Here is a 12,302-nt window from a genome sequence, read left to right as displayed (position 1 = left end):
GGGCCGACCGGCCACCCCTGTGGAAAACTCCCTGTGGACAACTCAGAACAGGCCGTAGCACCCCACTACCCGTACGGGTGACAGGACGCAGCCGAACGGCCGACCGCACGGACCGGCCCCGACCGGCCGAAGGCAGAAACGGCCGCCCCGGACGGGCCGAGCCCGGACCGTGACGGCCGCTCCACGCGAGATGTCAGCCCGGGTAGACCGGCGCCGACCCTTCCTTGACGATCGTCTGCCACTGCCCCCCGGACGGCAGCCGTACGATCCCGTCGTCCGAATACGCCGCGAGCGGGGCCCGGTCGTCCTCGGACGCGGCGATCGCCTTGACTCCCGGCAGGGCCGAGGGCGCCAGACCGTCCGGCGTGGAGCCGTCGACCTGGACGTACCGCAGCTGCAGCACACCCCCCTGCTCACGCCCGACCACCACCAGCCGGCCGTCCCCGGCCCACGACATGGCCGTGACCTCTTCCAACGCAGGTGTCGCGGAGCGCAGTTCGAGAACCGAGACCACCGGCTTCTGCCCGGACTTCTCGTCCCGCTCGATCCTCCCGATGAGCAGGGACTGCTTGCCGTCCTTCTCCACGACGAGCGCTATCCGCACCCCGTCGGCGGCCACCCGCACATCCTTGATGCGTCCGGGCAGCTCCGGGGTCCGCACCTCCACCGGCGCGCCGGCCCCCTGCTCGAGCAGAAGCAGTCGGGGGTTGTCGGGGTTGCGGTCGGCCACCCACAGGTCGCCTCCGTCGTCCCAGCTGGGCGTCGTGAGCCGGTCGTCGGCGGTGGCGCCCTGGCTCCGGACGACGGGATCCCCCAGCGAACCGCCCGACGCGAGCGACGTGACGTACAGGGACTTGCCGTCCAGAGCGACCCCGGCGGCCGAGTGCTCGTCGCGCGCGACCGCCACCGACCGCAGTCCCGTGTCACCCAGGCCCAGCGCGCCGGGCACCGGAACTGCGCTGGTGCTGGCACGGGCTATCCGCACCAACCGGTGCTTGCTGTCGAGGAAGTACAGGTAGTCGGGGCTCTTGTCGGAGCCACGCCAGGCGACGGCGTCGGTGCCGCGCTCGTTGAGGTCGCACAGCCTCTTGCCGTCGGCGCCCTGCAGTTCGACCGAGTCCACCGTGGGGGACAGGTTCTGCAGGGTGAACAGCAGCTGGGTCGCCATCTCGCCGCACTTGGTCGCCCCGACCCGGGAGGCCTTGTCGTTCAACGGCACCGTCAGCTTGTTCTGGTCGTCGGGCGTCAGCGAGCTGACGCCCTTCTTCAGCGCCGTACCCGTCGGAAAACTCGACCTGACCACGGGCTCGAGCCAGCTCGTGGGCCCGGCGAGCAGGGAGCGCACCATCTGCGTCATCGGGTCCACGCGCTTGCGCACGAAGACCGGGTCGGCGACGGCCGCCGGCTGGCCGATCGTCGCGCCCGAGGTGTTCGACGCGAAGTAGTACTTGTTGACGGACGTGTAGTTCCGCTGGAAGTCGGACCTGCCCATGACGACGCCCTCCGGCAGCGCGTCGATGCGCCACTGCTTGGTCTTGGCGTCCTGGGTGAGGTGCACCTTCCTGCTGTAGGGACCGGCGGCGGGCGAGTACGCCTGCTGCGCGTCGACGGTGGCGACCCTGCTCCCCGCCAGCGTGTAGGTGAGGTTGTTGGTGTCCTCCCGGCCGCCCGGCAGGTTGTCCTGATCGGTGCTCGGCCCGTTGGCGAGCACCGTGGTGGACTGCTCGGGCTTCCACTTCCGCGCGGCCCCGGCGGTCAGATACTTGCGCGCCGTGTCGTAGTGCGGATCGTCGCTGGTCAGCGCCTCCAGGAAGCCCTGCACGATCTCCCCGGGCGCGGCATTGTCCTGGGGCGGCATGGCGAAGACACGCACCTGCGTGTCCTGGCGCGGCGTGGACTCGACGTCCCGCAGGTCCCCGCTGTCGGGCATGGAGGCGCACCCCGCCAGCACTACGGCACCGCAGGCGGCGTACGCCACCGCACGCACCGACCGGCGCCGGGCGCCTCCCTCGCGGTCAGCGCCCACGAAATGCCTCCCCTGGCTTGTTCGAGTCTTCCGTGCCGGCGGCCGGACCGGGCCTGCTGCCGTTGTCTTCGCGCGCCGCGTCGGAGGAGGGTGCGTCGTCCTGGCGCCGTGCGCCTCCGGTGGGCCGCGGCACCACGCGCGCGCCGTTGCCGGGCAGCGCGGTGGGGTCGGCGGCCGGGGACACGGATGCCATCCGCGAGCCGAGCTGTGGGCGCGGCGGCAGCGCGGCCTGGTCGCCCGCCTGCTGCACGGGAACCGTGGCGCGCTTGCCCTCGCCGCCGCTCGGCAGTCCGGCGTCGTCGAGTCCTCGGTTGCGCCGCGAGTCCTTCGGCTCCAGCGGTATCGGCGATCCCCGCAGCGGCTCGTCCGCGGTGCGCGGCAGCGTCAGCCGGAACTGTGAGCCGCCGCCCGGCTCGCCCCAGGCCTGCAGCCAGCCGCCGTGCAGCCGCGCGTCCTCCAGGGCGATGGACAGCCCCAGGCCCGTACCACCGGTGGTACGCGCGCGTGCCGGGTCCGCCCGCCAGAAGCGGCTGAAGACACGGGTCGCCTCGCCGGGCTTGAGCCCGACGCCGTAGTCGCGCACCGCGACGGCGACCGCGCCGCCCGCGGCGGCGAGCTTGACGACGACATTCCTGCCCTCGCCGTGCTCCACGGCGTTGACGACGAGGTTGCGCAGCACCCGCTCCACGCGGCGGGCGTCCGCCTCGGCCACGACGGGCTGCTGGTCGCCGACGACGCGTATCTGCGTGCCCTTGCGCTCCGCGAGCGGCTCGGCCCCGCTGACGACCCGCCGTACGACCTCCCGGAGGTCTATCGGCTCGGCCTCCAGCGCCGCCGCGCCGGCGTCGAAGCGGCTGATCTCCAGCAGGTCCGCCAGCAGCGACTCGAACCGGTCCAGCTGGTCGGCAAGCAGCTCCGCCGACCGCGCGGTCACCGGGTCGAAGTCCTCGCGGGCCTCGTGGATGACGTCGGCGGCCATCCGTACGGTCGTCAAGGGGGTACGCAGCTCGTGCGACACGTCGGACACGAACCGCCGCTGCATCCGCGACAGGTCCTCCAGCTGCTGGATCTTCAGCTGCAGGTTCTGCGCCATCTTGTTGAAGGCCTCGCCGAGGCGCGCGATGTCGTCCTCGCCGGTGACCTTCATCCGCTCCTGCAGACGTCCCGCCGACAGCCGCTCCGCGATCCCGGCCGCCATCCGCACGGGCGTGACCACCTGCCGCACCACGAGCCAGGCGATGGCCCCGAGGAGTACGACGACGAAGAGCCCGGCGGTCGCGAGCGTGCCCTTGACCAGGCTGAGGGACTTCTCCTCCTGCGTCAGCGGGAAGAGGTAGTACAGCTCGTACGGGTCACTGTTGGGGTCGTTGAGCTTCTTGCCGATGACCAGGGCGGGCTGCGACTCCTTGTCGCTGTCCTTGTAGATGATGCGGGTGTAGCTCTGGGAGGCCACCATGCCGCTGTTGATCCGCGCCCGCAGATCCTCGGGAATGCTCGACGTCGGGTCGACCTGGCCGGAGGCACGGGGACCGCGCCCACCGCCGCTGTCGTCGCCCGCGGGCAGCGTCACCACGTCGAAGGCGCCCTGGCCACCGCTGGAGAGCGACGAGACGAGCTCGCTCATCCAGGAGATGACGTTCTGGGACTGACGGCCGTCCACACCGGTGCCGTCGTCCGCGGTCCCGGCCGCCGCCTCGTCGGCCTTCTGCTTGGCCACGGCGAACCCGCCGGTGGCCTGGCTCTGCGAGGCCTTCACCTTGGCGTCCAGCAGACCGTTGCGCACCTGACCGATCACGACGAAGCCCAGCAGCAGGACAACGCCCAGCGACATCAGCAGCGTCGTGGCGACGACCTTGAGCTGGATGTTGCGCCGCCACAGCCGCATGACCGGCAGCAGCGGTCGGCGCACCCAGCGCATGAACAGGCGAAGGACCGGGCTGCCCTGGACCCCGCCCTGCAGCAGCCCGCCCTCGAAGAGGCGTCGCCGACGCGAACCCGTCGTCTTCCGGCCGACAGGCCGCTCCGGCCTGGCCCCGGACCGGCCGGGGGCCGAAGCGGCACTGTCCCCGGACATGTCAGCTCGGTCCAGCCTTGTAACCGACGCCACGGACGGTCACCACGATCTCCGGCCGCTCCGGGTCCTTCTCGACCTTGGAGCGCAGCCGCTGTACATGCACGTTCACGAGACGGGTGTCGGCCGCGTGGCGGTAGCCCCACACCTGCTCAAGGAGCACCTCGCGCGTGAACACCTGCCACGGCTTGCGGGCCAGCGCGACCAGCAGGTCGAACTCCAGCGGCGTCAGAGCGATCGACTGACCGTCCCGCTTGACGGAGTGACCGGCCACGTCGATGACCAGGTCACCTATGGCGAGCTGCTCCGGCGCGGGCTCCTCCGACCTCCGCAGCCGCGCCCGGATCCGGGCCACCAGCTCCTTCGGCTTGAAGGGCTTCACGATGTAGTCGTCCGCGCCCGACTCCAGGCCCACGACGACGTCCACGGTGTCGCTCTTCGCCGTGAGCATCACGATCGGCACGCCCGACTCAGCGCGGATGAGGCGGCACACCTCAATGCCGTCCCGGCCGGGCAGCATCAGGTCGAGCAGCACCAGGTCGGGCTTGGTCTCGCGGAACGCGGCCAGCGCCTTGTCGCCATCGGCTACGAAAGACGGCTCAAAACCTTCACCACGCAGCACGATGCCGAGCATCTCGGCCAGTGCGGTGTCGTCGTCGACGACAAGGACTCGTCCCTTCATAAACGACATCATCCCATTCTCGTAACGGTGACAGGCGTGCTGGTGAGGAGGGTCACTGGCCCGTGACGATAGTCGTACGCGACCGTCACTGTCTGCCCACGGGGTCAGACGGGCAGGACCGGAGGGCAGCCCGCCACGGCGCCGCCTCGCTCTCGGGGCTCCTGCCCTCAGTCGAGTGTCACCCAGCGGGACCTTGCGCACAGCTCGGCGAGAGCCCCGGCCGTCACGGGAGAAACGGCGCCCTCCTCGGTGACGATCGCCGTCACCAGCTCGGGCGGCGTCACATCGAACGCCGGGTTGTACGCCTGGGTCCCCAGCGGTGCCACCGGAATCCCGCCCCCCGCTCCTGCCACCGGCACCTGGGGTGCTGTGACCTCGGTCACCTCATACCCGGGGCGCTGCTCGACCTCGATCGACGCACCGTCCGGAGTGTCCGGATCCACCGTCGTCACGGGCGCCACCACGATGAACGGCACATGGTGGTACCGCGCCAGGACCGCGAGCGGATAGCTCCCCACCTTGTTCGCCACCGAACCGTCGGCCGCGATGCGGTCCGCCCCGATGAGCACCGCGTCCACCTCCCCCGCCGCGAACAGCGAACCTGCCGCGTTGTCGGTGAGCAGGGTGTACGCCATGCCGCTGCGGGCCGCTTCGTACGCCGTCAGCCGAGCGCCCTGCAGCAGCGGGCGCGTCTCGTCCACCCACAGGCGCCGCAGCTGTCCTGCCCGGTGCGCGGCGAGTGCCACCGCGAACGCCGTGCCTTCCCCGCCCGACACCAGCGATCCGGAGTTGCAGTGGGTGAGGATCCGGTGCCCGCCACCGGGGAGCAGTTCGTCGAGCAGAGCCAGCCCGTGCCCCGCCATCCGCGCACTCGCCTCGGCGTCCTCCCGGTGCAGCACCCGCGCCGCCGCCAGCGCCGCCGCGGCCGCCTGCCGGGCGTCCCCGCCCTTGGCGAGCGCGGCCTGGTGGGCGGAGCGGGCCCGGCGCACGCCGACGGAGAGGTTCACCGCGGTGGGCCGGGCAGCCTCGAGCGCCCTGGCGGCCTCCTCCACGTCGAAGCCCCGAGCGGCGGCCAGCGCGACACCGTACGCCCCGGCGATACCCAGCACCGGCGCCCCGCGCACGGCGAGCGAACGGATCGCCTCGACCAGCGCCGGCGCATCCGTGCACACCAGCTCGACCTCCTCGGCCGGCAGCCTCGTCTGGTCGAGAAGGACCAGTACAGGCCCTTCGGGCGGTTCCTCCCATCGGATCGTCGGTATCCCCGTCGGCCTCTTGTCCTCGCCGGTTTGCGCGTACTGATCAGCCATGCGGTCAGTCTGCCCCGTCCCCGGCGGACAATTGAAGGTGTGCAGCCCATACCGCGGCCGGTCCCCCGGAGACCACCCCATGGCACGATGGCTGCCAACCTGCCGCCGCGACTGCGGACGAGCACCGTGAAGGAGCTTTGATGAAAGACACTCCGGGCTGGGCCTCGCCCGGATCCGCCGCGTCCGACGGGCAGGAACCCGGCGCGACCGCCCCTGCCGAACCCGCCGACCGACCCGGCCCCGCACAGCCCGCCGAACAACCTGGCGCGGGCCCGGAGGACGCCGGCTCGAAGTGGTCCAAGGAGCAGCCGCCACCCGGCCAGTGGTCCGCGCCCACCGGCGCCCCGGCCCCGGGTCAGGCACCTCCGCCACCACCGCCCGGGCCGGGCTGGGGCGGCGGGCACCCCGGCGGCGGCCAGGGTGGCTACGGAGGCCACGGCGGATACGGCACCCCCGGTGGCTACGGAGGCCCAGGCGGCTACGGCGGCCCCGGCGGATACGCTGCCTGGGGTGGTGGCTGGGGCGGACCGCCGCCCGCGGCCAAGCCCGGTGTGATCCCGCTGCGCCCGCTCGGCGTTGGCGAGATCCTCGACGGCGCTGTCTCCACCATGCGCACCTACTGGCGGACGGTCCTCGGCATTTCGCTGACCGTCGCCGTCGTCACGGAGACCCTTGTCATCCTGCTGCAGCGCTTCGTCCTGAACGACAGCGCGAGCACCGATGTCCTCAACGACCCGAACGCCCCCCTGCGCGACGTCACCCGCGCCCTGGGCGAGGTCACGCTCAGCTCGGGCGTCGTGATCCTGATCTCCATGATCGGCACGATCATCGCGACCGCCCTGCTCACGACCGTCACCAGCCGCGCCGTTCTCGGCAAGTCGGTGACCACCGGTGAGGCCTGGCGCGATGCCCGCCCGCAGATCCCCAGACTGTTCGGCCTGATCTTCCTGCTGCTGCTCATCGCCGTCGGAGTGGTGTTCTGCGGCGCGCTGCCCGGCATCCTCGTGGCGGTGGCCGGCGGAGGAGGCGCCGGTGCGGCCCTCGCCGCCCTCGGTATCCTCGGCGCCGCCATCGTCGCCCTCTGGCTCATGATCCGCTTCTCCCTCGCCTCGCCCGCTCTGATGCTGGAGAAGCAGGGCATCGTGAAGTCGATGAGCCGCTCCGCAAAACTGGTCCGCGGCTCCTGGTGGCGGGTCTTCGGCATCCAGCTGCTCGCCGGGATCATCGCGAACATCGTCGCCTCGATCATCGTCATCCCCTTCGCCGCGCTCGCGGCCGCGCTCAGCGGTGAGGGAGTCTCCAACCTCCTCAACGGCAACAGCGGCCACCTGGGCTGGACGTTCCTCGTCGTCAGCGGGATCGGCTCGGTGATCGGCTCCATGATCACGTTCCCGATCACGGCCGGCGTGACCGTGCTCCTCTACATCGACCAGCGCATCCGCCGCGAGGCCCTCGACCTCGAACTGGCCCGCGCCGCCGGTGTCCAGGGCTACGGCGGCACCCCCGGCACCACACCGGGGAGCTGATGCGGCGGTGAGTCTGGCGGGGGGAGTTCTCACAACGGTGCCGGTCCTGCCACGCGCCGCCGCATCGGCCGTGCGGAGCCTGCTGCACGCCGGCGACACGGCCGTGCTCGCGCTGGCAGGCTCGGGCGACGAGCCGCCGGTGACCATCCCTCGCGATCCGGCGCGCGAGGCGGCACGGCGCGAGCTGTCCAAGCGGATGTACCACGAGAACGACCCCGGCCTGTTCCAGCGGGCCCTGGACGCGTTCTGGAACTGGCTCGGCCGGCTGCTCAGCGCCGCATCGGCGGCGACACCCGGAGGCGTGGTCGGCCTCCTCGTCGTGGTGCTGGCCGTCGTCGCGGTGCTGGCCGCGCTGTGGTGGCGCCTGGGCACCCCGCGCCGCCAACCCGCCTCCGTCCCCGCCCTGTTCGACGACCGCCCCCGCAGCGCCGCCGAACACCGCGCGGCCGCCGAGGCACACGCCGCCCAGGGCCACTGGAACCAGGCCGTCCAGGAACGGATGCGGGCCATCGTCCGCGCCCTCGAAGAGCGCGCCCTGCTCGACGTCCGCCCCGGCCGCACGGCCGACGAGGCGGCAGCGGAAGCCGGCCGCACCCTCCCCTCCCACGCCGACCGGCTGCGGGCCGCCGCCCGGGAGTTCGACGACGTGACGTACGGCGGACGCAGGTCGGGCGAGCAGTCGTACCACCGCATCGCCGAACTCGACCGTGACCTGGAAGGCACCAAGCCGGTCCTCGTGAGCAGCACCAACAGCACGGCCCACAACACCCGCCAGGGGGCCGCCGAATGACCACCGGGGCCACCACGCTCCCGTCCACCTCGGTCTCGCCCACCGCCCGCCAGGTGTGGACCCGCGCACGAGGCGTCGTACTCGCCCTCGTGCTGCTGCTGGTCGGTGCCGTCGCGATCGCCGTCGTCCGCTCCGACGTCCGGCACGGCGCCCTCGATCCGCGCTCCGTCGATCCCTACGGCAGCCGCGCCGTCGCCGAACTCCTCGCCGAGCGCGGCGTGACCACCCGCGTGGTCGGCACCCTGGACGAGGCCCGCGCCGCGGTCGGCCCGGACACCACTCTCCTGGTCGCCGTCCCCGACCTGCTGACGCACCGTCAACAGACCCAACTGCACTCCGCGACGGCCCATTCCGGAGGGCGCACCGTCCTCGTCGCCGCCGGCAGTTGGTCCGTCGAACGGCTCGCCCCCGGCGTCACCGCCGACCCCGCCACCAGCCTCGACACCACCCTCGCCCCCGACTGCACCCTGCCCGCCGCCCAGCGGGCAGGATCCGCCGACACGGGCGGCATCCGCTACACGACCGTCCACCTCGACGCCGACTCGTGCTACCCCAGCGAGCGTCTGGCCACTCTGCTGCGCATCCCCGCCGCGTCCGGGGACGGCGACACCGTCGTCCTCGGCGCGCCCGGCATCCTCTACAACGACCGCCTCGACAAGCAGGGCAACGCCTCGCTCGCGCTCCAACTCCTCGGCTCCCGCCGCCATCTGGTCTGGTACCTCCCCTCGCTCTCCGACACCTCGGCCACCGACACGGGCGACCGCAAGGGCTTCTTCGACCTGCTGCCCTCCGGCTGGCTCTGGGGCACGCTGCAGCTCTTCTTCGCCGCCGCCCTGGCCGCCCTCTGGCGGGCACGCCGGCTCGGCCCGCTCGTGCCCGAAAAACTCCCCGTCGCGATCCGCGCCTCCGAAACCGTCGAAGGCCGCGCCCGCCTCTACCGCAAGGCCAACGCCCGCGACCGCGCCTCCGCCGCACTGCGCTCGGCCACCCGCACCCGCCTGGCCCCGCTCGTCGGCGTCCCCGTGGCCCAGGCACACGCGCCTGAGGCTCTGCTCCCCGCCCTGTCCGCCCATCTCCACGGCGACGGACAGACCTTGCACTCCCTGCTCTTCGGCCCGCCGCCCGGCGACGACGCAGCCCTGATCGCACTCTCCGACCAACTCGACGCCCTCGAAAGAGAGGTACGCCGTTCATGATGGCCCCGACCACTGACAACGCCGGGTACGCCGGGGGTCCGGGTAGCGCCCGTGCCTCCCTGGAAGCCCTGCGCGCCGAGATCGCCAAAGCCGTGGTCGGCCAGGACCCCGCCGTCACCGGCCTCGTCGTCGCCCTCCTCTGCCGCGGACACGTTCTCCTTGAAGGAGTCCCCGGAGTGGCCAAAACGTTGCTCGTCCGCGCCCTCGCATCCACACTCGAACTCGAGACCAAACGAGTCCAGTTCACCCCGGACCTGATGCCGAGTGATGTGACGGGCTCCCTGGTCTACGACGCGCGCACCGCGGAGTTCTCCTTCCAGCCCGGCCCGGTCTTCACCAACCTCCTCCTCGCCGATGAGATCAACCGCACGCCGCCGAAGACCCAGTCGTCCCTCCTGGAAGCCATGGAGGAGCGCCAGGTCACCGTCGACGGCACTCCTCGCCCGCTCCCCGAGCCGTTCCTGGTCGCCGCGACGCAGAACCCGGTCGAGTACGAGGGCACGTACCCCCTCCCGGAAGCCCAACTGGACCGCTTCCTGCTCAAACTGACGATCCCGCTGCCGTCCCGGCAGGACGAGATCGACGTCCTCACCCGCCACGCCGAGGGATTCAACCCGCGCGACCTGCGCGCCGCCGGGTTGCGCCCGGTCGCGGGTCCCACCGACCTGGAGGCCGCCCGCGCAGCGGTCGCCAAAACCACCATCTCCCCCGAGATCACCGCGTACGTGGTGGACATCTGCCGTGCCACCCGCGAATCGCCGTCCCTCACCCTCGGCGTGTCACCGCGCGGGGCCACGGCCCTGCTCGCGACCTCCCGTGCCTGGGCCTGGCTGACCGGCCGCGACTATGTGATCCCCGACGATGTGAAGGCCCTCGCCCTGCCCACCCTCCGCCACCGCGTGCAACTGCGCCCCGAGGCGGAGATGGAAGGTGTGACGGCCGACGCCGTCATCAATGCGATCCTCGCCCACGTCCCGGTCCCCCGCTGATGGCCCTCACCGGACGCGCCGCCCTCCTCGCGGCCCTCGGCTCGATCCCCGTCGGCATCTGGGAACCCAGCTGGGCGGGCATTCTCGCGGTGAACGCCCCGCTGGCCCTGGCCTGCACCTGCGATTTCGCGCTCGCGGCGCCCGTACGACGCCTCGTGCTGACCCGCTCCGGCGACACCTCCGCACGCCTGGGCGAGGCCGCCGACGTGACACTCACCGTCACCAATCAGTCCCGCCGACCTCTGCGGGCCCAGCTGAGGGACGCCTGGCCGCCCAGCAGCTGGCAGCCGGGCACGGAGGTCGCGTCCTCCCGCCACATGCTGGCGGTGCCGGCGGGCGAACGCCGACGCGTGACGACCCGCCTGCGACCCACGCGCCGCGGCGACCACCAGGCCGACCGCGTAACCATCCGCTCGTACGGCCCCCTCCGGCTGTTCTCCCGTCAGGGTGCCCACAAGATTCCCTGGACGGTACGGGTTCTGCCCCCGTTCACCAGCCGCAAGCACCTTCCCTCGAAACTCGCCCGATTGCGTGAACTGGACGGCCGCACCAGCGTCCTGACGCGAGGCGAGGGCACGGAGTTCGACAGCCTCCGTGAGTACGTCCCCGGTGACGACACCCGCTCCATCGACTGGCGCGCCACGGCTCGCCAGTCCACGGTGGCCGTACGCACCTGGCGCCCCGAACGCGACCGCCACATCCTTCTGGTCCTGGACACCGGCCGCACCTGCGCGGGCCGCGTCGGCAATGCTCCTCGCCTGGACGCTTCCATGGACGCGGCACTCCTCGTCGCGGCACTCGCGTCCCGCGCCGGCGACCGGGTGGACCTCCTCGCATACGACCGCCGAGTCCGCGCCCTGGTCCAGGGCCGCGCTGCGGGCGACGTCCTCCCTGCCCTGGTCAACGCCATGGCAACACTCGAACCTGAACTCGTCGAGACGGACGCACGTGGCCTCACCGCCATGGCACTGCGCACAGCTCCTCGGCGCTCCTTGATCGTGCTGCTCACCACGCTTGACGCCGCTCCGGTCGAAGAGGGTCTGCTGCCGGTGCTCTCACAGCTCACCCAGCGCCACACAGTTCTGCTGGCATCGGTCGCTGATCCACACATCGCCCGGATGGCGACGGCTCGCGGAAGCGCAGATGCGGTGTACAAAGCCGCGGCGGCCGCTCAGGCCCAGGCAGAGCGTCAGCGCACAGCCGAACAGCTCCGCCGTCATGGCGTCACCGTCGTCGACGCAACGCCGGATGATCTGGCTCCGGCGCTGGCTGACGCATATCTGGCTCTGAAGGCAGCCGGCCGACTCTGATTCCGCCTGGCCCAGCGCCAAAATCCGTACCCATGCCGGAGTGGCGGGACGGTATTGGCCCTGAATATTGGCCCTGAATGCAGAAAACCCCCGCACCGGAAGGTGCGGGGGTTTTCCCAAAAATTGTTCGGCGGTGTCCTACTCTCCCACAGGGTCCCCCCTGCAGTACCATCGGCGCTGTGAGGCTTAGCTTCCGGGTTCGGAATGTAACCGGGCGTTTCCCTCACGCTATGACCACCGAAACACTATGAAACTGTGAACGCCGCGCCATGCAGGAAACATGGGGCTGTTCGTGGTTTCAGAACCAACACAGTGGACGCGAGCAACTGAGGACAAGCCCTCGGCCTATTAGTACCGGTCAACTCCACCAGTTACCTGGCTTCCATATCCGGCCTATCAACC

At 71.5% G+C, this 12,302-nt stretch carries 9 protein-coding genes and 1 rRNA gene; 5 read left to right on the top strand and 5 right to left on the bottom strand.

Features of this window, described 5'->3' with window-relative positions; translation table 11 throughout:
• Positions 1-193: 193 nt before the first annotated feature.
• The 4 genes from ACZ4EG_RS00050 to mtnA all read right to left on the bottom strand — a co-directional run bounded on the left by ACZ4EG_RS00050 (position 194) and on the right by mtnA (position 6,089).
• The gene (locus ACZ4EG_RS00050) at positions 194-2,026 is read right to left on the bottom strand and encodes an LpqB family beta-propeller domain-containing protein (RefSeq protein ID WP_467788959.1); all 1,833 of its coding nucleotides are present in this window, start codon (positions 2,024-2,026) and stop codon (positions 194-196) included.
• On the bottom strand, positions 2,016-4,100 hold the full coding sequence (gene mtrB / locus ACZ4EG_RS00045; RefSeq protein WP_467788958.1) for an MtrAB system histidine kinase MtrB: 2,085 nt from the start codon (positions 4,098-4,100) through the stop codon (positions 2,016-2,018). The genes ACZ4EG_RS00050 and mtrB overlap by 11 nt, the downstream gene beginning before the upstream one ends.
• A gap of 1 nt (position 4,101) precedes the next feature.
• Positions 4,102-4,791 carry a two-component system response regulator MtrA gene (gene mtrA / locus ACZ4EG_RS00040; RefSeq protein WP_015659998.1) on the bottom strand — a complete coding sequence of 230 codons (690 nt, stop codon included), beginning with the start codon at positions 4,789-4,791 and terminating at the stop codon, positions 4,102-4,104.
• A gap of 155 nt (positions 4,792-4,946) precedes the next feature.
• Positions 4,947-6,089 (bottom strand): S-methyl-5-thioribose-1-phosphate isomerase, encoded by a 1,143-nt coding sequence (gene mtnA, locus ACZ4EG_RS00035; RefSeq protein WP_467788957.1) that lies wholly within the window; start codon positions 6,087-6,089, stop codon positions 4,947-4,949.
• A gap of 140 nt (positions 6,090-6,229) precedes the next feature.
• On the opposite strand from mtnA, the gene ACZ4EG_RS00030 reads away from it, so the two are divergent.
• The 5 genes from ACZ4EG_RS00030 to ACZ4EG_RS00010 are packed head-to-tail and all read left to right on the top strand — an operon-like array spanning position 6,230 to position 11,900.
• On the top strand, positions 6,230-7,615 hold the full coding sequence (locus tag ACZ4EG_RS00030) for a DUF7847 domain-containing protein (RefSeq protein ID WP_467788956.1): 1,386 nt from the start codon (positions 6,230-6,232) through the stop codon (positions 7,613-7,615).
• A gap of 7 nt (positions 7,616-7,622) precedes the next feature.
• Positions 7,623-8,405 carry a DUF4129 domain-containing protein gene (locus ACZ4EG_RS00025; RefSeq protein WP_467788955.1) on the top strand — a complete coding sequence of 261 codons (783 nt, stop codon included), beginning with the start codon at positions 7,623-7,625 and terminating at the stop codon, positions 8,403-8,405.
• The gene (locus ACZ4EG_RS00020) at positions 8,402-9,601 is read left to right on the top strand and encodes a DUF4350 domain-containing protein (RefSeq protein WP_467788954.1); all 1,200 of its coding nucleotides are present in this window, start codon (positions 8,402-8,404) and stop codon (positions 9,599-9,601) included. Before ACZ4EG_RS00025 ends, ACZ4EG_RS00020 begins: the two co-directional genes overlap by 4 nt.
• Positions 9,598-10,590 (top strand): AAA family ATPase, encoded by a 993-nt coding sequence (locus ACZ4EG_RS00015; RefSeq protein ID WP_467788953.1) that lies wholly within the window; start codon positions 9,598-9,600, stop codon positions 10,588-10,590. Before ACZ4EG_RS00020 ends, ACZ4EG_RS00015 begins: the two co-directional genes overlap by 4 nt.
• Positions 10,590-11,900: a DUF58 domain-containing protein gene (locus ACZ4EG_RS00010; protein ID WP_467788952.1), complete on the top strand. Its 1,311-nt coding sequence runs from the start codon at positions 10,590-10,592 to the stop codon at positions 11,898-11,900. The genes ACZ4EG_RS00015 and ACZ4EG_RS00010 overlap by 1 nt, the downstream gene beginning before the upstream one ends.
• Before the next feature lie 125 nt (positions 11,901-12,025).
• Here ACZ4EG_RS00010 and rrf read toward each other — a convergent pair.
• Positions 12,026-12,142, bottom strand: a 5S ribosomal RNA gene (gene rrf, locus ACZ4EG_RS00005).
• Positions 12,143-12,302: the final 160 nt, after the last annotated feature.

It is taken from the genome of Streptomyces sp. NPDC025638 (assembly GCF_055558775.1).
Note: the sequence above shows the minus strand (reverse complement) of the source record. Positions and strands in the feature narration are given on the sequence as shown.

Excerpts from the sequence above, each read along its gene's own strand:
- mtrA (WP_015659998.1), bottom strand. The coding sequence starts at position 4,791 with ATGATGTCGTTTATGAAGGGACGAGTCCTTGTCGTCGACGACGACACC.
- ACZ4EG_RS00015 (WP_467788953.1), top strand. The coding sequence starts at position 9,598 with ATGATGGCCCCGACCACTGACAACGCCGGGTACGCCGGGGGTCCGGGT.
- ACZ4EG_RS00010 (WP_467788952.1), top strand. The coding sequence starts at position 10,590 with ATGGCCCTCACCGGACGCGCCGCCCTCCTCGCGGCCCTCGGCTCGATC.
- mtnA (WP_467788957.1), bottom strand. The coding sequence starts at position 6,089 with ATGGCTGATCAGTACGCGCAAACCGGCGAGGACAAGAGGCCGACGGGG.
- ACZ4EG_RS00030 (WP_467788956.1), top strand. The coding sequence starts at position 6,230 with ATGAAAGACACTCCGGGCTGGGCCTCGCCCGGATCCGCCGCGTCCGAC.
- mtrB (WP_467788958.1), bottom strand. The coding sequence starts at position 4,100 with ATGTCCGGGGACAGTGCCGCTTCGGCCCCCGGCCGGTCCGGGGCCAGG.
- ACZ4EG_RS00020 (WP_467788954.1), top strand. The coding sequence starts at position 8,402 with ATGACCACCGGGGCCACCACGCTCCCGTCCACCTCGGTCTCGCCCACC.